Raw genomic sequence first — 17904 nt, forward strand, 5'->3', positions numbered from 1 at the left:
ACTCCCTTTTCATGTTCGCGGCATCCGTGCCGCAAGTCCTTCCAGCTCGCGCCAGGCATATGCGGCCCGGACACCGCGCATGCCTGCGCTTGCGCAGGAGCATTGCCATGCCTTTGAAAATCTTGATTGCCGATGACCATCCCGCCATTACGCTAGCAGTCAGGAGCCAGTTGCGGAACCAAACCGGCTGGGAGGTCTGCGCCGATGTCCACAGCTCCGCCGAGCTGCTGCAGGCCGTGCGCGCATTCCGGCCCGATATCGTCGTCACCGATTACCACATGCCCTGCAGCAACGCGAGCGATGGCATCCGCCTGCTAGCCAGCCTGCGGCGGCACTTTCCGGCGCTAGGCGTGGTGGTGCTCACCATGATCACCAACCCGCTGGTCCTGCGCGCCATCCTGAACGCGGGCGCCCATGGCCTCCTGCTCAAGGACTCGCAACTGGACGAACTGGTCACCGCCATCATCCGCGTCGAGCGCGGGCTGCGCTTTATCGGCGACTCCGCCGCGCGCGTGCTGGATCAGTCCGGCGCCCACTACGCACCCGGCCGCGCCGGCGCCCTGTGCCTGTCGGTACGCGAGTCCGAAGTCATGCGGCTCTACCTCAGTGGCAACTCGATCACCGGGATTGCCGGGCAGCTGAGCCGCAGCGTCAAGACCATCAGCCGCCAGAAAAACAGCGCCATGCGCAAGCTTGGGGCCAGCAATGAGCGCGAGCTGTTCGACTTCGCGGCGCAACAGGGGCTGGTGCTGCCGAACCCGGATCGTGCTCAGGAGAGCCAGCCGGCCAGCCAGTCCGACTGGCTATAATCGCAGCGCCGCGCAGGCAGCCGTTTCTGCCAGCCCCGCCACTTGGAGGCTGTTTCAAAATGAAGCGAAGCGGTTCTGGCTAGGCGCGCGGCCGCAGACAGTACAACTGGTACGGCAAGGCCGCGCAACGACGCCAGAATCTTTTTGAAATAGCCACTTAGCCAGCCAACGTCGTCTCCATGTCCAACCTTGCCGCAACCACTGCACCCGCCGTTCCAGGCACCCGATCCGATGCGGCAAGGCCCCTGCGCGTGCCCGCCATGCTAGTGGCGGCGCCGGCCTCGGGCCAGGGCAAAACCACCGTGACGGCCGCGCTGGCATGGCTGCACCGCCGCGCCGGCCGCACCGTTCGCGTCTTCAAAAGCGGCCCCGACTACCTCGATCCCTCCATTCTCGCGGCTGCCAGCGGCGCGCCGGTCCACTCGCTCGACTTGTGGATGACCGGCGCCGAAGACGCCGCGGCACGCCTTGCCCAGGCAGCGGCCGAAGCCGACCTGATCCTGGTGGAGGGCGTCATGGGCCTGCACGACGGCACCCCCAGCAGCGCCGACCTGGCCCGCCATTTCGGCCTGCCGGTGCTTAGCGTGATCCAGGCCGGCGCAATGGCGCAGACGTTCGGCGCGCTGGCCTTCGGGCTGGCTGGCTACGGCCAGCCGCTGGCCTCCATGCAAGTGCTTGCCAACGGCGTGGCCTCCCCACGGCATGCCAGCATGCTGCAAGAGAGCCTGCCAGCGCATATCGCCTGGGCCGGCGCGCTGGCGCGCGACAACGCGGCATCGCTGCCCGAGCGGCACCTGGGCCTGCTGGCGGCCGATGAACTGCCCGACCTCAACACGCGGCTGGACCGCCTCGCGGATGCACTTGCCGGGCAACCCATCGGCGCCCTGCCCGCGGCCGTGGAGATTGCCGCGGCACCGCCGCTGCCCGTGCCGCCGCCGCTGCTGGCCGGCAAGACCATCGCCATCGCCCGCGATGCCGCGTTCCGCTTTCTCTACCCTGCCAACCTGGATACGCTCCAGGCGCTCGGCGCCCGGCTGGCCTTCTTCTCCCCGCTCGACGACGCTGCCTTGCCCGCCTGCGATGCGCTCTGGCTGCCCGGCGGCTACCCCGAACTGCACGCCGCGCGCCTGTCGGCCAACACAGGCATGCTGGCCGCCCTGCGCCAGGCCCATGCCAACGAACTGCCGATCCTCGCCGAATGCGGCGGCATGATGGCCTTGTTCGAGACACTGGTCGACAAGGCCGGGGATAGCCACGCCGTGGCGGGCCTGCTGCCCGGCACAGTGACAATGCAACGCCGCCTTGCCGCGCTCGGCCATCAACAACTGGCACTGCCCGAAGGCACCCTGCGCGGCCACACCTTCCATTACTCCAGCGCGCAAACCCCGCTGGCGCCCTACTGCCACGCCACCGTGCCGCGCGACGGTTCGCGGGGCGAGGCGGTGTTCCGGCAGGGCGCGCTGACGGCGTCCTACACGCATCTGTATTTCCCGTCCAACCCGTTGGCCATCGCGGCGCTGTTCAGCGGCGCGCGGTAAGCGCAAACATCACGCAATGCCACAAAACTCGCGCCGGTACTGCTCCGGCGTGGCGCCAGCCTCGCGCTGGAACATCGCGATAAACGCGGATGCCGTGCTGTAGCCGAGTTCGAACGCAATCTCCTGCACGCTGCGGCCCGCCTCCAGGGCATCGATAGCACGCAGGAAGCGCAGGCGCTGGCGCCAGTCGCCGAAGGACATGGCCAGCTCGTGCTGGCAACGGCGCGCAAGGGTGCGTTCGGTCACGTGTACGCTGGCGGCCCATTCAGCCAGCGTGCGATGGTCGCCAGGAGTGGCCTGCAGCGCCTCCAGCACGGCGGCCAGGGCGGGCGAGGTTGCCGCCGGGAGGTAGCAGCGCTGCACCGGCGCCACGGCAAGCTGGTCGACCACCACATGCGCCAGCCGAAGATCGGCCGGCGTGCGCGGCACATGCACGTCGCGCGCGGCAAAGTCCGCCAGCACGCTCTTGATGATCGGGCTGATGCGCACCGTGCAGGGCTCGGCCGGCAGTTGCGCGCATAGGCCGGGCTCGATGTAGATCGAGCGGTAAACGATCGCGTGGCGCAACGTGCAGCTGTGCACCACCTTTGGCGGAATCCATATCGCGTACTGCGGCGGGGAAAGCAGCCGCATGCCTACAGTCTCCATCTGCATCGAGCCGTGCGCGGCGTAGTTCAGGTGACCCCAGCTATGGCTGTGCGCCTGCGCCAGGGTATCGGCGCCGAACTCGTCGTAACGCAGGTAGAAGGGGCCTTCCATCCCTTCGACATCCAGGATCGGCAGGAAACGCCACTTGTCGGCCATAGCCATGTTCTTTGGGTCCGCTGCTACTCAGAGTCCGGAATTCCGGTCGATATGTCCTGATTGAGCTATATAGATCAACACGGACGCGCTCATGATAGCGTTCCATACACATCAGAGAAAGCGCTCATGTGGCAATACGCCTTTCCGCTCCTGGCCGTCGTGATCTGGTCGGGCAACACCGTCGTCAGCAAAATGGCCGCCGGCACCATCGCGCCAGCCGAGATCAGCTTCTACCGCTGGTTGCTGGCCGCCGTGCTCTTCACGCCGCTGGCACTGCGCCCCGTGCTGCGCAACTGGGCCGCCATCCGGCCCGGATTGTGGCGAATCGCCGTGCTGGGCCTGCTCGGCATGGTGGCCTATCAGTGCCTGGCCTACTATGCCGCCTACCTGACCACGGCCACGCACATGGGCATCATCGGCTCGCTCACGCCGATGATGGTGCTGGCATTGTCGATCTTGCTACTGGGGCAGGGCCTGACCACCGGGGCCGCGGCGGGATCCGTGCTGTCGATTACCGGCGTGCTGGTGGTCGTATCGTCCGGCGACCTGGGCAGCCTGCTGACCAGCGGCGCCAACCTCGGGGACGCACTGATGCTGCTGGCCATGCTGGCCTACGCGGTCTATGTGATCTTGCTCAAGCGCTGGAAGATGAAGGACGTGCCGGCACTGCAAATGCTTTACCTGCAGATCGTCGCCGCCGTCATCGCGTTGCTGCCGCTATACCTGCTCACACCAAAGATGGGGCTCTCGGCCGCCAATCTCCCTCTGGTCGGGTTCGCCGGGCTCATGGCGTCGATGGTTGCACCGCTGGTGTGGATGCACGCCGTCGCCCGCATAGGGCCAAGCCGTGCGAGCATGTTCTTCAACCTGATCCCCCTGCTCACCGCGCTGATTGCGGCGGGCTTGCTGGGCGAATCGCTCGCGCCGTATCACGCGGTAGGCGGGGTGCTCACGGTGTTGGGCGTGCTGCTGGCCGAGATGTGGACGGCGCCGCTGAGGCTGCAACCGGCTCGGCCGTAGCAAGGGCTGGGGTAGTCAGGACGCTTGGACCAAGGTCGTCATGGATGCCGCGCTCACACGGCGTCCGCCTTGTCCTGCTGTGTGCGCAGCACCGCTTCGGCAATGCCACCCTCAAGCTCTTCCAGGCCCTTGGACAGATTGCGCATGGTGGTCTCGGAGACGTTTTCCAGCACGTCCTGCAGAAATGCCGAGCGCAGCGGCAATGCCTGCTCCACAACGCCATGGCCGAGCGCCGACAGGGTGACGTTGGTCACGCGGTTGTCGCGCTCGCTGGTGTTGCGCTCTACCCAGCCGAGCTCCTGCAGCGCCTTGAGCTGGCGCGTGAGCGCGCCCGGGTCCATGCCGACGCGGTCGGCAAGGGGCTTCTGCGCGATGGGCCCGGCATGGGCGTACAACGCGGACAGAATGCGCCAGCGCGGCAAGGGGTGGCCGATGCGCTGCTCGAAAGCTGCGGCATAGGCCCGGTAAGTTCGCCCGAACTGCTGTAGCACAGCCAGGCTTTGACGCTCCAATTCCACTCCAATCTCCTGCTTGGGGCACCGTCACGCGACGGGCAACCTCCCCACATTATCGGCTAGCCCCGCGCCCCGCCCTACTCCGTTGCCATGACCGGCTTGACGGCACGCTCCAGCTTGATCGGCGGCACCCGCCGCGAACGCCACAGGCCCAGCACCGCAATCACCGCGGCCAGCGCCAGCCCCATATGGATGGCCCCAACCAGCGACAGCCGGGCCTGCTCCAGCAACAGGGCGCCATTGTGCCCGGCCGCCTCCAACTGCGACAGCAGGCTTGCCTGCGCCGCACGGTCGATCAGGATCTGCGGATCCGCCATGCGTGCCTGCCACTGCCCGGCACCAGCGCTCTGCAGCGCATCGTGCACGCCACTGAGGTAAGTGCGCGTGACCAACGTGCCCACCACGGCGGTACCGATCATGCCGCCGACCATGCGCAGCGACTGCAGCATCGCCGTGGCAATGCCCAGATGCTCGCGGCCCGCGGTCTGCTGCGCGAACACCGTCAGGTTGGGCATGATGAAGCCGAGCCCGAAGCCACATAGCAGCATCAAGCCCAGCAACACATGGTGCGACATCCCGCGCGTCGCCTGGGACAGCCCAAGGCAAGCCAGCGCCAGCATGCCGAATCCCGCATACAGCATATTGTTAGGCTGGCGGATGCGGGTGATGATGCGCCCATTGATGATACTGCCCACCGTGATGCACACCACCAGCGGGGTCACCAGCACGCCCGCCTCCTTCGGCGAATAGCCAAAGCCTCCCTGGAACAGCAGCGGCGCGTACAGCAGCAACGAGAACATCGCGAAGCCGACGAACACGGCCAGCAGGAACAACGGCGCCAGCCCGGGATTGCGGAACATCTCCAGCGGCAGGATCGGGTTCGGCGTGCGGCGCTCCCATTGCCATAACCCAACCAAGGCACACACCGACATCAACAGCAAGCCGCCGGTGACCAGCCCGAACCCGCGCTCGGGCATCAACTCCACGCACAACTGCAAGCCGCCCAGCCCCACGCCGATCAGCGCCGCGCCGAGCCAATCCACCTTGATCGCGCCGGTATTGGCCTGCTGGCGCAAGTGCGGCAGGTAGCGCCAGGCAAACCACAACCCCAGCAAGCCCACCGGCAAGTTCACATAGAACACCGAGCGCCAGCCATAGGCCTCGGTCAGCACGCCGCCAAGCGACGGCCCCACCGCGTTGGCAATGCCGAACGCCGCGCTCATCATCACCTGCCAGCGCAAGCGCACATGCGAGTCGGGGAACAGGTCAGGGATACAAGCAAAGGCAGTACCCACCAACATGCCGCCGCCAATGCCCTGCAGGCCGCGCGCAAGCACCAGGAACGGCATGCTCGTTGCCATGCCGCACAGCGCGGAAGCCAGCGTGAACACGACGATGGACACCATCACGAAGGGCTTTCGCCCATAGTAGTCGCCCAGCCGCCCGAAGATCGGCACCGTGATCACCGACATCAGCAGATAGGCCGTCGCCACCCAGGCGTAGTACTCGAACCCCTGCAGTTCCGCCACCACGGTCGGCAGCGCGGTGCCAACCACGGTCTGGTCAAGTGCGACCAACATCACCACGAACGCGATACCCAGCATGGCCAGCAGGGACTCGCGGAATGGCAGCACCTGCCCGCTGCTATGCGCCTCGTGAGGCTGCGAAATCATTTTATTGTTCCATCAATGATTGTGTAGTCAACCATTATAGGACAGGGTTGGGGGGGCCGGTGATAGAGAATTGGTCACAGAAATGAAGCCGCGGGATACATCGACAGGAAATGCGGAAATATTCACTTCGAGTCTTCATCTTGCCAATTCTCGGGCAGGCAGATAGCGTCGACTGTGAGTTCATCCAATGCTCAATCTCTAAAGCATGAGCGAGCCTTCCACACACGTGACACAAGAGCCGCCGACACGTACCTGTCCGTTCTCGTCGACACGGATCCTGACTCGTCCATCTCGCCCGACGCGGCGCCCCTGCGCAGCCACGTAGTCACCTCCGCCGGGAGGAAGCAGACCGCGCTCCCAGTGGAAAACGGCCACACTGCCGTTGCCGCTCCCGCAGACCGGATCCTCCTCCACCCCACAGGACGGCGCGAAGGTACGCACCTCTATTGCTGCGTCGCCATGCTCGCGTGCGCCAAATACAGTCAGGCCGGTCACGCCGAGACGGCGTTCAAAGTCCGCCAATCTCGCGAAGTCGGGCTGCAGATCGAGTACGGACGCTGCATCCGGCATCTGCGCGATGACCCAGTTGGCGCCCACGTTTACGATGGCCGGTGTGGTCTTGGTATCCACGTTGCGCTGGAGGATCTGCTCAAGGTCGGCAATATCCTCGGCCTGCAGTGGCGACACCTTGGCAGGCGGCAGATAGAAGGACAGCCGGCGTTCTCCGCCGTGCTCCTCAACCATCAGGTCAACGAGCCCGACGCTGCACTCCTGAATCAATCGACCGTCCCGACGAGGCGTCGCACGCCCCGCTTCCAGCAGGGCGTACGCACTGCCAAGTGTCGGATGTCCGGCAAAGGAAAGCTCACTACGCGGGGTAAAAATCCGCAACCGATAATCGGCCATGGCCGTAGTGGGCGGGAGCACGAATGTGGTTTCGGAAAGGTTGGTCCAGCCAGCGATACCTTGCATCTCATCGGTAGACAACCCCTCAGCGTCTAGCACTACGGCGACCGGGTTGCCTAGCAGCGGTCGGCTGGTAAAGACATCGACGACTTTATAGAACCGTTTCACATTGACCTCTATTGCGTTGGATAAAGACTGCCGCAGGGCATCGGTGCCCGGCGGCCAGGCGGCAGAGCAGTGCACTCCCTTCTCAATGCCTTGGGCCGTGCAGACCTGAAGTCCGCTTTGTCACCCGGCAGCGGCGTCCAGGACCGTTGAAAGCTCGGACAATGCAGCGCCGAGACGTTCGGGAGGCAAATAACCAAAGCCAAGCCGGAACGCACGATTGCTCTCACCAAACCATGCGCCGGACGCCAGTTGTAAGTCATGGCGCGGCAGCAGATCCCAGAAGCGCGAGACAGCAGCATCGTCCAGAGCGTCGGATCGCAGGCGCAAGCAACATAGCGCCCCGGCGTCCGGCCGCACCCATTCGATGCGCTTGCGCTCGCTCTCGCACCACGCCGTCAGTTCGTCAAGCGCATTGGCCAGCAATCGACGCCGCGGCGCGAGCACACCTTGTCTGTTGCGTAGTAGTGCCGCGGCCAGGGTTTCATCGAGCACCGACCCCGAAATCACCGTGTTCATCTTGGCGATTGTCAGGCGTGAGCGAAGATCTGCGTCCGCTACCGTAAGCCAGCCCGTACGCAACCCCGGCGCGCCGAGCGCTTTCGAGACAGACGCACCGGTGACAATACGCGGGTCGATCCCCGCAACACTGTCCATCGCGGGATCGTCGCCATAAGTGGCCTCTCGGTAGGTCTCATCAATGAAAAGGATGGCTTCCGGAGCCTTCTTGTTCAGCAAGACGAGCAGCTTCTCGATATCAGCGCGCGACGTCTGAACACCGCTCGGGTTCTGCGGCGAGGCGAGACTGACCAGCTTGGTCTTCGGCGACAGGACGGCCGCAATCGGATCGAGATCCAGCCGATATGCATTCTCGAACGCTAGCTTGACCTCGCGAACATTGACGCCGGCGCCAAGAAGACAGTCACGGCTCGGCGGAAAGCAAGGGGTCATGAGGACAGCTTCGTCGCCGGGTCGGCAAACTTCGAAAGCGAGAAGAAAGAGTCCGAGTGCCGTGCCTTGCGTCGTGATGACGTTTTCGGCCGGAACCTTGCAGGCATCGGCAATGGCCTCCCGAAGTGCAACCGCACCGGCGGATTTGCCGTAACCGAGTTTCAAACTGCGAATGTCCTCAAGCCCAGCCAAGTCCAGAACCTCGCCAAAGGTCAAGTCTTGAGATGTGCTCTCCGCCAGGTTGAACGGTCGATTCACGTCGAGCAGAGAAATGATCTCGTTGTAAGGAAATCTTCCGCGCCATTCCTGAGAAGTCGTCATGTCTTTGCCTCTGTTGTGGGTCCATTGGACCATTCGTTGCAAACAGTCGGGGGAGCAATCCTGCAGATGCCATCGGAACGTAGGCATCGTAGCGCCTGCATGCCGCCCATAACAGTCACAATTTCTTGCCACATGGACCAGCACAATTTCACTAGGCGAACAAAACGTGCGAGGTCGATAATGAAGGACCCTTTGGCAGGACCGCTTTCATGGACACGCACACCCCGTACCGCTATCTGCAGTTGGCCGAGCTCATCGTCAGCATGATCGACAATGGCGCGCTAGCTCCAGGCAAGCGCTTGCCGTCCGTGCGCGCCGTCAGCGAAGAGCACCACATCAGTGTTTTCACCGCACTTCGGGCGTACCGCCTGCTCGAAGATCGCGGCATCCTCATCGCACGGCCGCAGTCGGGCTTTTACGTCGCGGGCAAGCGCCGAGGCGCACTCGCGTTGCCGTCAGCTTCACGCGCGCGCGCAAAAGCATCGACCGTTTCGATCAGCGGCGCCGTCGCGGGGTTGCTCGAGCACGCGTCAAACTCCGCGCTCGTACCCTTGGGCTGCTCCGTGCCCGACGCGGCGCTGTTGCAATCAAAGCGGCTCGACCTGGCGCTTGCGCGTGCCGCACGCCTACACGGCTCGCGCTACAACGTCTATTGCGCCCCGCAGGGGGATGCACGACTGCGTCAGGAAATTGCGAAGCGGGCAATGCGCTTCGGACATGCGTTGTCGCCCGACGACATGCTTATCACCAGCGGCTGCACTGAGGCGGTGACGCTCGCCCTTACCGCTGTGGCCAAGCGCGGCGACACGATTGCGGTTGAATCCCCTACGTACTTTGGGCTCCTGCATACTCTCGAAATGCTTGGCCTGAAGGCGTTGGAAGTGCCGACCAGTCCGACCCACGGCATCGACATCGATGTGCTCGCGCGCTTGCTCGATACGAGCTCGGTGGCGGCCTGCGTGCTGTCGTCGAACTTCAACAATCCCCTCGGCTCGATGATGGCCGAAGCCGATAAGCGTGCGCTTCTCGCATTGCTCGCGCGGCATGCCGTGCCACTGATCGAAGATGACGTCTACGGCGACATCTACTTCGGTCGCGAGCGCCCGAAGCCATTCATCGCGCTCGACGGCGGTGCAAATACGATCTACTGCAGTTCGTTCTCAAAAAGCCTGGCGCCCGGATACCGGGTTGGATGGATTACCGCTGGTGCCTATGCGCAGCAGGTGATGGAACGCAAGCTCGCTTTCAGCCTCTGCAGCCCCGTCTTACCCCAAGTCGCGCTTGCCGACTTCCTGGCAAGCGGGGCCTACGATGCACACTTGCGCCGTGTCCGCCGTATATTCGAGGAGAACCTCGCACGCATGACGCACGCAATCGAGGGGAGCTTTCCAGCCGATACGAAGGTGAGCCGACCGAACGGCGGATTCGTGCTCTGGCTCGAACTTCCGAAGGGTTTCGATTCGCGCGCGCTGTTCGACGAGGCGCTGGAGCAAGGTATCTGCTTTGCGCCCGGCGATGTGTTTTCTGCGAGCCGACGATTCCGTAATTGCCTGCGCTTGAGCGCTGGATCCGGGTGGAACGATCGCATCGAGAATGGCGTCCGGCGCCTGGGAGAGCTTGCAGGCGTGCTTGCAGCGCGCTGGGATATGTAGCGCCATCAGCGGCGTGGACTGGCAAAGCCCTTCAAGCCCGAGCCACCCCGTACCGCGCGAGAAACATCGCAACCGCCGAATCCACCACCTGCCGCTGCATCGCCGCATCCAGCGGCGGCTGTCCCATGGTGATCTGCGGCCAGAAGGCAAACGCCTTGATCAGCGCCTGCAGCTGACAGGCGGCAAAGGCTGGGTCCGCCGCTTTCAGCTTGCCGTCGGCCTGCGCCGCGCGTATCCAGACATGGATGCCCTCTTCCCGCTCGCCCAGCCTGGCGACCATTTCCCTCGCCCGCTCCGGCGAGTGGATGGTCTCGGCGATGGCAACGCGTGCCAGGTCCATGAAGCTGGCGTTGTTGAGCATATTCATCTTCAGGCGCACCAGCTCGCGCAACTGCGCTTCCACCGGCTGGTCGCTCGCGTAAGCCGTGTCGAGTTCGCCCTGGCTGCTCTCCCATAGCTGGGAAAGGATCTCGGCAAACAGCTCGTCCTTGCTGGCGAAGTGGTTGTACACCGTGCGTTTGGAAACCGCTGCCCGGGCGGCGACCTTGTCCATACTGGTGGCTTCGAAGCCGTTGTCGCGGAACTCGGCGATGGCGGCCTGAACGATGGCTTCGCGTTTGCGATCCGTCAGGCGTTGGGCTGGGGGCATGGCGTTCCTGGGGGCCTTGGCGTTGGGAAGCGGGTAATTTTACACCGACAAGTTTACTTTCCAGAAAATGGAAACTACACTGTGCAGTACAGTTTTTGCAAATCGAAGCTGGATGGAACGGCCCCCCGCCGCTTGCCCTGCCCCCACCTTGGATCCTGATTGCCATCATGACCAATCATTCGCCCCGCCCCGTCAGCCGCCAGAGCTACTCCCAGTCGCCGGAATCGCGCGCGAGCCAGGCTCGCACCCTGGCCGGGCCGCCGAAGGGCGGCTTGCTCAAGACGCTGGGCATCGCCTGGCGCTTTCTCTTCGACAAACCCGCGGACACCCAGCCCGCCGGCCCGGTTCCGGTGCAAACGTTGACGCAGGCTGACCTGCTCGCCGCGCCGGACAACACGGTGTTTCGGCTTGGGCATTCGACCGTGCTGCTGAAACTAGGCAACGCTTTCTGGATCACGGATCCGGTCTTTAGCGAGCGCGCTTCGCCGGTGCAGTGGGCTGGCCCGCAGCGTTTCCATCAACCGCCGATCGGCATCGATGCCTTGCCGCCCATCAAGGCGGTGATCCTCTCGCATGATCACTACGATCACCTGGACCGCGCGGCCATCATGGCACTGGCGGACAAGGCCGAGCACTTCCTGACGCCGCTCGGCGTGGGGGATCGCCTGATCGACTGGGGGATCCACGCGGGCAAGGTGAGGCAGCTCGACTGGTGGCAGACCACCGAGGTGGAAGGCGTGCGTTTTGTCGCGACACCGGCGCAGCATTTTTCCGGGCGAACGCCGTTTGACGGCAACCGTACGCTGTGGGCGTCGTGGGTGATTCTGCACACCGACCTGCGCGTGTTCTTCAGTGGCGACACGGGCTACTTCGACGGCTTCAAGCGCATCGGCGAGCGCTATGGCCCATTTGATCTCACACTGATGGAAACCGGCGCCTACGACGTGAACTGGCCCGCCGTGCACATGCAGCCTGAGCAGACCCTGCAGGCGCATATCGACCTGAATGGCAATTGCCTGCTGCCGATTCACAACGGCACCTTCGACCTGGCCATGCACGCCTGGCACGAGCCCTTCGACCGCATCATCGCGTTGGCCGCCGCACGCGGCGTTACAGTCACCACCCCGCGCATGGGCGAGGCCGTCAGCATCCTGCAAGCGCACAACGCGGATCGCTGGTGGCTGGACGTGAAGACGCGCCGCAACCGCAAATCGATGCCTGCCGCAAGCCCGCGCATCGTCAACGAACAGCCCTGAGAAAAACAATGTCGGGCGCATGACGGCCAAACGACTGGCCTGAGCCACGCCAAACCCACAATCGCATCACGGTGTATCATCGCTGCGTTGCAGGCTTCGCGCCTGCATCAGCGTTCTCAGGGCGGGGTGAAAGTCCCCACCGGCGGTGATGGCGATTTTTTCGCATAAGCCCGCGAGCGCCCGGTTCTCCTCGAAGTCTCCGAGAGCCGGGGTCAGCAGATTCGGTGCAACTCCGAAGCCGACGGTCATAGTCCGGATGAAAGAGAGCGCGATGTTTCTGTTCCCCGCGCCGTCTCCCGGCGCCGGGGGACTAAACTCGTGCGCCCTGATTCTGGTAACCCACTCTTCTGAAGAAGGCCATGAATCAGTTAGTTTCTCCTGTCCAGCGCGACCACCGCGACCTCCAGGACACCGCTCCCGTCAATCCGGCCTGGCGCTTTGCGTTTATCCACGCGCAATGGCATGCGGATATCGTTCATCAGGCCCGCGACGCCTTCCTCGCTGAAATGGCCGCGCGCGGCGTAGCGCGCGAGGCGGTGGACGTGATTGAAGTGCCTGGCGCGTTCGAGATCCCGCTGCATGCACGCAAGCTGGCGGACACCGCACGTTATGCGGCGATCGTGGCGTCGGGCTTTGTCGTCGATGGCGGCATCTACCGCCACGAGTTTGTCGCGGACGCCGTCATCAGCGGCCTGATGCGCGTGCAGCTCGATACGCAGGTGCCCGTGCTTTCCGCCGTGCTGACGCCGAAGAGCTTCCACGATCACGAAGACCACCGCAAATTCTTCAGCGAGCACTTCGTCGTGAAGGGCCGCGAGGCGGCGCAGGCCTGCATCAAGACGGTGGAAAGCCTGAGCAAGCTGGTGGCGTGACCGGACCGGGCCCGCGCCAAGGCTCGGCGGCGGCGCGCATCTTCAGAGAATCAGTACGTCTCCAGGTGCAGCCGCCCGTCCTTCTTGAGCGCGGCGCCCACCGTGTCCCACGACAAACCCGCCTGCTGCGCCACGTCCCGCAAGGCCAGCACCACGCCCTCCTCCATGCTCTTGAGCCCGCAGACGTAGAAGCAGGTGTTTGGGTCCGCCAGTAGTTGCCCAAGGTCGGCCGCGCGCTCGCGCATCACGTCCTGCACATAGCGCTTGGGCTGCCCCGGGGTGCGCGAGAACGCGAAGTTGATATCGATAAAGTCCTTGGGCAGGCTTTGCAGCGGGCCGAAGTAAGGCAGCTCCTCCTGCGTGCGCGCGCCGAAGAACAGCATCAGCTTGCCGCCCTCGAACTTGCCGGACTTGCGCAGCCGCCGGCGCCATTCCGTCATCGCGCGCATCGGCGCGCTGCCGGTGCCCGTGCAGATCATCACGATATGGGAGCGCGGATGGTTGGGCATCAGGAAGCTCGCGCCAAAGGGCCCGATCACTTCCACCTTGTCGCCCACCTGCAGGTCGCACATATAGTTCGATGCCACGCCGCGCACGGGGTTGCCTTGGTGGTCTTCCAGCACGCGCTTGATGGTGAGCGAGATGTTGTTGTAGCCCGGCCGCTCGCCATTGCGCGGGCTGGCCAGCGAATACTGGCGCGCATGGTGCTGGCGGCCGCTGGCATCCACGCCCGGCGGCACGATGCCGATCGATTGGCCTTCCAGCACCGGAAACGGCGCGGTGCCGAAGTCCAGCACGATATGGTGCGTATCGTAGTCGCGCCCGACCTCGGTGACGCGCGCATTGCCCACCACGGTGGCCGTGACGCAGCGGGCGGCGGCCTTGGCGCCATAGAGGTTGGTATAGGCGTGCGCGGCCGACCACGGCGGCACGGTGGCGCCGTACTGGGCGCTGTTGAAACCGTCTTCGCCGGTGACGGCCGCCAGCGATGACGCCGGGGCGGCTTCGAGAACCGGCTCGGCATCCACCGCCACGCCTTGCGCGGCAAGCTGCTCGGAGGAGAGTTCGTCAGGCAACGTGTCCCAGCCAAACTGCTCCACGATGCCGTAGGCCTTGGCGCGCGGCATGGTGCGCCAGTTGTCGATCGAGCCGGTAGGGCATGGCGAGATGCAGGCCATGCAGCCGTTGCACTTGTCCGCGTCGACCACATAGTTGCGCGCATCGTGGGTGATGGCCGCGACCGGGCAGGTGGCCTCGCAGGTATTGCAGCGGATGCAGATCTCGGGGTCGATCAGGTGCTGCCTGATGACCTGGATGTCGGACATGTCCATGGCGAACTCCGGGGGTGATGCGACCCCTGTGGCCGGGGCCTTTTGCCGCGGGAGCCCACCGGGCCCCCGCCTTCTTGCGATTCTTGACTTTCGATTTTCGGTTTTCGGCTCGCGGCGCTCAGTTGAAGCGCACGTACTCGAAATCCACCGGCTGGCGGTTGATGCCCATTACCGGCGGCGCGATCCAGCCGGCAAACTTGCCGGGCTCGACCACGCGGCCCATCAGGCTGGCCACATAGGCACGGTCGGTCTCGCTAGGCAGCCACTGGTCGACGTTGGCTTTCCATTCCGCGTCCGAGATCACCCGGCCATCCGGCGAGATCTTCACGCCGGAGAGCGCGCCGATATTGCGATGGAAGGCTTTGTGCGGAACCTTCAGGCGCAAAGGGATGCCGGCCTTGTCGATCACGCGGTTCCAGCGCTCCACGCCGGCCACGCTGTCCTTGATGTAGTCGTCTCGCAGCACTTCGTTGAGCGCGTTGAGCATCGGCACTTCCTTTTCGATGAGCTGGCCGCCGCTGGCCTGCAGGACCTTGTAGGTCTGGCCCTTGAGCACATGGTCGTCGGTGCGCTTGCCTTCTTCGTAGCGGCCCTTCAGGCCGGTGCTGTAGAAGGTCGCGGCGTTGCTCGACTCATCCGCGCCGAACAGGTCGATGGTCACGCTGTAGTGGAAGTTCAGGTAGCGCTGGATGGTCGGCAGGTCGATCACGCCGGCGGCGCGCAGGCGGGCCGGGTCGTCGGTCTTGAGCTCGTTCATCACCTGGCAGGTGCGCTGGATCACACGCGAGACGCCGCTCTCGCCCACGAACATGTGGTGCGCTTCCTCCGTCAGCATGAACTTGGTGGTGCGGGCGAGCGGATCGAATGAGCTCTCGGCCAGCGCGCACAACTGGAACTTGCCGTCGCGGTCGGTGAAATAGGTGAACATGAAGAACGACAGCCAGTCCGGCGTCTGCTCGTTGAACGCCTGCAGGATGCGTGGGTTGTCTTGCTGGCCGCTGCGGCGCTCCAGCAGCGCTTCGCCTTCTTCGCGGCCGTCGCGGCCGAAGTACTTGTGCAGCAGGTAGACCATGGCCCACAGGTGGCGGCCTTCTTCCACGTTGACCTGGAACAGGTTGCGCAGGTCGTACATGCTCGGCGCGGTCAGGCCGAGGTGGCGCTGCTGTTCCACCGATGCGGGCTCTGTATCGCCCTGCGTGACGATGATGCGGCGCAGGTTGGCGCGGTATTCGCCGGGCACGTCCTGCCAGGCGTCTTCACCCTTGTGGTCGCCAAAGTGGATCTTGCGGTTGGCCTCGGCGGGGTTCAGGAAAATGCCCCAGCGATAGTCCGGCATCTTCACGTGGCCAAAGTGCGCCCAGCCTTGCGGGTCGACGCTGATGGCGGTGCGCAGGTAGATGTCGAAGTCTTGCGAGCCATCCGGGCCCATGTCGTTCCACCAGCTCAGGTAGTTGGGCTGCCATTGCTCGAGCGCGCGCTGCAGCGTGCGGTCTTCGCTGAGGTTGACGTTGTTGGGGATCTTGTCGCTGTAGTTGATGCTGGACATCATGGTCTCCGGGCTGGCTATGCGTTGGATGCGGCGTGTTCGGGTTCGGGTTCGGGTTCGGGTTCGGGTACGGCTGCGGCTGCGGCTGCGGCTTCGGGTGCGATATCACCCGGATCGGCGATATCGGGGATGTCAGGTCAGACGCGGTTCCAGTCGAACGCGGCCTTGTCGCCCTTGCCGTAGACCTTGAGCGCGCCCTTCTCGCCCACCGCGTTGGGGCGCTGGAAGATCCAGTTCTGCCAGGCGGTGAGCCGCCCGAAGATGCGGGTGAACATGTTTTCCTGGCCGTTGAAGCGCAGGTTGGCTTCCATGCCGGTGAGCGCATCCGGCGACATGGCCGCGCGCTCTTCCAGCGCGATGCGCACTTCATCGGTCCAGTCGATATCGTCGGGGTTGGCGGTAACCAGGCCCACCGCGAATGCGGCGTCGGCGTCCAGCGGCTGGCCGGCCTTGGCGCGCACCGCTTCCAGCGCCGGTTGCTCGTCGTAGAAGCGCCGTCCCAGACGGCTCTGCCCGGTCACCATCGGGTACAGCCCGAAATTGGTCTCGGCCACGGTGATCCTGGGCGCGCGCGCCTCGTCGTCCGGCAGCGCGAGGTGGTAGCTGCGGTCGCACGCCAGCGCCAGCTCCAGGAAGGTGCCGGCAAAGCACGAGCCCGGCTCGATCAGCGCGAACAGGCTGCGCGAGGACACATCCAGGCGGGAGAACGTGCGGCGCAGCAGGCCGATGGTTTCGCGCACCAGCCAGTGATCCCGGTTGGCGAGCAACGTGGCGTCCATCGCCAGCACGTTGGCGGCGTCGCCTTCGGTCTTGATCAGCCAGGTGCCGATATCCAGTTCGTTGGTGCGCATCGACAGAATCGCGTCTTCGAGTTCGCGCGCCAGTTGCAGCGGATACCAGGCAGCGCCGGCCTCGGCGATGGCGGCGACGCTCGTCGGCTGCGTGGCGGCTGGGCCCTTCACGGTGAAGGTCGCCTTGCGGCCCGCGCGGTCGATCTCTACGGTGACGTGGGTGTAGCGCAGTGCGTCGGCTTCCAGCGTGCGTGCGAGCGGGGTCAACGCCACGCCGCGTGCGTTGGCCGGGCGGTCACTCTGCGCGGCCAGGGCCTGGGCGCGCTCCTGCACTTTTTGCGCAAAGACGGCGGGCTTGGCGATGTCGTCCACCAGGCGCCAGTCCTTGGCGCGCTGGCCGCGCACACCTTCGGTGGTGGTGCAGAAGATATCCGCAAGGTCGTGGCGCACGTGGCGCTTGTCGGTCACGCGGGTCAGGCCGCCGGTGCCGGGCAGCACGCCCAGCAGCGGCACTTCGGGCAGGCTCACGGCGGAGGAGCGGTCGTCGACGAGGATGATTTCGTCGCAGGCCAGCGCCAGCTCGTAGCCGCCGCCGGCGCAGGCGCCATTGACCGCGGCGAGGAACTTCAGGCCGCTGTGCTTCGACGAATCCTCCAGCCCGTTGCGCGTCTCGTTGGTGAACTTGCAGAAGTTCACTTTCCAGGAATGGCTGGAGACGCCCAGCATGAAGATATTGGCGCCGGAGCAGAACACCTTGTCCTTACCGCTGGTGACCACCACGGTACGCACCTCGGGATGCTCGAAGCGGATGCGGTTGACCGCATCGTTCAACTCGATGTCCACGCCGAGGTCATAGCTGTTGAGCTTGAGCTTGTAGCCGGGACGCAGGCCGGCGTTCTCATCGATGTCTACCGCCAGCGTCGCTATGGGGCCGTCGAAGCTCAGCTTGAGGTGCTTGTACCGGGACGGATCAGTCTGGTATTCGACGCGGGGGGCGGTAGTCATGGCTGTGTCTCCTCAGCAATGAAGCACAATAGTGCATTGATCGGGTGTTGGTGAAAGAACTATAGTTCATACATAAAAACTCAGTCAAGCAATATTGTGC

15 protein-coding genes and 1 riboswitch are annotated in these 17904 nt (G+C 64.5%); of the genes, 6 read left to right on the forward strand and 9 right to left on the reverse strand.

Going from position 1 to position 17904, the window contains the following annotated elements; genetic code table 11:
* Positions 1–107: 107 nt before the first annotated feature.
* Positions 108–809: a response regulator gene (locus tag A9975_RS16415; protein WP_183033758.1), complete on the forward strand. Its 702-nt coding sequence runs from the start codon at positions 108–110 to the stop codon at positions 807–809.
* A gap of 260 nt (positions 810–1069) precedes the next feature.
* Positions 1070–2347: a cobyrinate a,c-diamide synthase gene (locus A9975_RS16420; protein ID WP_183033867.1), complete on the forward strand. Its 1278-nt coding sequence runs from the start codon at positions 1070–1072 to the stop codon at positions 2345–2347.
* A 9-nt stretch (positions 2348–2356) separates the two neighbouring features.
* Here A9975_RS16420 and A9975_RS16425 read toward each other — a convergent pair whose 3' ends face one another.
* Entirely contained in the window at positions 2357–3151 is a 795-nt protein-coding gene (locus tag A9975_RS16425; protein ID WP_183033868.1) for a helix-turn-helix domain-containing protein, read from the reverse strand.
* Positions 3152–3277: 126 nt separating this feature from the next.
* On the opposite strand from A9975_RS16425, the gene A9975_RS16430 reads away from it, so the two are divergent.
* The gene (locus tag A9975_RS16430) at positions 3278–4171 is read left to right on the forward strand and encodes a DMT family transporter (RefSeq protein ID WP_183033759.1); all 894 of its coding nucleotides are present in this window, start codon (positions 3278–3280) and stop codon (positions 4169–4171) included.
* 53 nt (positions 4172–4224) lie between these two features.
* On the opposite strand, the gene A9975_RS16435 is transcribed toward A9975_RS16430, so the two are convergent.
* From A9975_RS16435 to A9975_RS16450, 4 genes are all read right to left on the reverse strand, one after another.
* Entirely contained in the window at positions 4225–4689 is a 465-nt protein-coding gene (locus tag A9975_RS16435; protein ID WP_150987357.1) for a MarR family winged helix-turn-helix transcriptional regulator, read from the reverse strand.
* Positions 4690–4763: 74 nt separating this feature from the next.
* Positions 4764–6359, reverse strand: coding sequence for an MFS transporter (locus tag A9975_RS16440; RefSeq protein ID WP_183033760.1), 1596 nt, complete (start codon positions 6357–6359; stop codon positions 4764–4766).
* A gap of 198 nt (positions 6360–6557) precedes the next feature.
* Positions 6558–7508: a PhzF family phenazine biosynthesis protein gene (locus A9975_RS16445; protein ID WP_370564777.1), complete on the reverse strand. Its 951-nt coding sequence runs from the start codon at positions 7506–7508 to the stop codon at positions 6558–6560.
* A gap of 45 nt (positions 7509–7553) precedes the next feature.
* On the reverse strand, positions 7554–8702 hold the full coding sequence (locus A9975_RS16450) for a pyridoxal phosphate-dependent aminotransferase (protein WP_255503259.1): 1149 nt from the start codon (positions 8700–8702) through the stop codon (positions 7554–7556).
* A gap of 209 nt (positions 8703–8911) precedes the next feature.
* Between A9975_RS16450 and A9975_RS16455 the strand changes: the two genes are divergently transcribed.
* The gene (locus tag A9975_RS16455; protein ID WP_183033761.1) at positions 8912–10354 is read left to right on the forward strand and encodes a PLP-dependent aminotransferase family protein; all 1443 of its coding nucleotides are present in this window, start codon (positions 8912–8914) and stop codon (positions 10352–10354) included.
* Between the two features lie 31 nt (positions 10355–10385).
* On the opposite strand, the gene A9975_RS16460 is transcribed toward A9975_RS16455, so the two are convergent.
* Positions 10386–11003 carry a TetR/AcrR family transcriptional regulator gene (locus A9975_RS16460; RefSeq protein WP_183033762.1) on the reverse strand — a complete coding sequence of 206 codons (618 nt, stop codon included), beginning with the start codon at positions 11001–11003 and terminating at the stop codon, positions 10386–10388.
* Positions 11004–11170: 167 nt separating this feature from the next.
* On the opposite strand from A9975_RS16460, the gene A9975_RS16465 reads away from it, so the two are divergent.
* Together A9975_RS16465 and A9975_RS16470 are read left to right on the forward strand one after the other, a co-directional pair.
* Complete coding sequence (locus tag A9975_RS16465) at positions 11171–12259, forward strand: MBL fold metallo-hydrolase (protein ID WP_183033763.1); 1089 nt, start codon at positions 11171–11173, stop codon at positions 12257–12259.
* 108 nt (positions 12260–12367) lie between these two features.
* Positions 12368–12531, forward strand: a riboswitch (FMN riboswitch).
* Between the two features lie 87 nt (positions 12532–12618).
* Complete coding sequence (locus A9975_RS16470) at positions 12619–13131, forward strand: 6,7-dimethyl-8-ribityllumazine synthase (protein ID WP_183033764.1); 513 nt, start codon at positions 12619–12621, stop codon at positions 13129–13131.
* Positions 13132–13181: 50 nt separating this feature from the next.
* Here the strand turns inward: A9975_RS16470 and boxA are convergent, their stop codons facing one another.
* The 3 genes from boxA to boxC all read right to left on the reverse strand — a co-directional run bounded on the left by boxA (position 13182) and on the right by boxC (position 17804).
* The gene (gene boxA, locus A9975_RS16475; protein ID WP_183033765.1) at positions 13182–14462 is read right to left on the reverse strand and encodes a benzoyl-CoA 2,3-epoxidase subunit BoxA; all 1281 of its coding nucleotides are present in this window, start codon (positions 14460–14462) and stop codon (positions 13182–13184) included.
* 118 nt (positions 14463–14580) lie between these two features.
* Positions 14581–16008: a benzoyl-CoA 2,3-epoxidase subunit BoxB gene (boxB, locus tag A9975_RS16480; RefSeq protein ID WP_183033871.1), complete on the reverse strand. Its 1428-nt coding sequence runs from the start codon at positions 16006–16008 to the stop codon at positions 14581–14583.
* Positions 16009–16145: 137 nt separating this feature from the next.
* Positions 16146–17804, reverse strand: coding sequence for a 2,3-epoxybenzoyl-CoA dihydrolase (boxC, locus tag A9975_RS16485; protein WP_183033766.1), 1659 nt, complete (start codon positions 17802–17804; stop codon positions 16146–16148).
* Positions 17805–17904: the final 100 nt, after the last annotated feature.

The organism is Cupriavidus sp. UME77, from assembly GCF_014170355.1.
GTDB classification, from domain to species: domain Bacteria; phylum Pseudomonadota; class Gammaproteobacteria; order Burkholderiales; family Burkholderiaceae; genus Cupriavidus; species Cupriavidus basilensis.

Excerpts from the sequence above, each read along its gene's own strand:
- A9975_RS16460 (WP_183033762.1), bottom strand. The coding sequence starts at position 11,003 with ATGCCCCCAGCCCAACGCCTGACGGATCGCAAACGCGAAGCCATCGTT.
- A9975_RS16470 (WP_183033764.1), top strand. The coding sequence starts at position 12,619 with ATGAATCAGTTAGTTTCTCCTGTCCAGCGCGACCACCGCGACCTCCAG.
- boxA (WP_183033765.1), bottom strand. The coding sequence starts at position 14,462 with ATGGACATGTCCGACATCCAGGTCATCAGGCAGCACCTGATCGACCCC.
- A9975_RS16440 (WP_183033760.1), bottom strand. The coding sequence starts at position 6,359 with ATGATTTCGCAGCCTCACGAGGCGCATAGCAGCGGGCAGGTGCTGCCA.
- A9975_RS16415 (WP_183033758.1), top strand. The coding sequence starts at position 108 with ATGCCTTTGAAAATCTTGATTGCCGATGACCATCCCGCCATTACGCTA.
- A9975_RS16425 (WP_183033868.1), bottom strand. The coding sequence starts at position 3,151 with ATGGCCGACAAGTGGCGTTTCCTGCCGATCCTGGATGTCGAAGGGATG.
- boxB (WP_183033871.1), bottom strand. The coding sequence starts at position 16,008 with ATGTCCAGCATCAACTACAGCGACAAGATCCCCAACAACGTCAACCTC.
- boxC (WP_183033766.1), bottom strand. The coding sequence starts at position 17,804 with ATGACTACCGCCCCCCGCGTCGAATACCAGACTGATCCGTCCCGGTAC.
- A9975_RS16420 (WP_183033867.1), top strand. The coding sequence starts at position 1,070 with ATGCTAGTGGCGGCGCCGGCCTCGGGCCAGGGCAAAACCACCGTGACG.
- A9975_RS16465 (WP_183033763.1), top strand. The coding sequence starts at position 11,171 with ATGACCAATCATTCGCCCCGCCCCGTCAGCCGCCAGAGCTACTCCCAG.
- A9975_RS16450 (WP_255503259.1), bottom strand. The coding sequence starts at position 8,702 with ATGACGACTTCTCAGGAATGGCGCGGAAGATTTCCTTACAACGAGATC.
- A9975_RS16430 (WP_183033759.1), top strand. The coding sequence starts at position 3,278 with ATGTGGCAATACGCCTTTCCGCTCCTGGCCGTCGTGATCTGGTCGGGC.
- A9975_RS16455 (WP_183033761.1), top strand. The coding sequence starts at position 8,912 with ATGGACACGCACACCCCGTACCGCTATCTGCAGTTGGCCGAGCTCATC.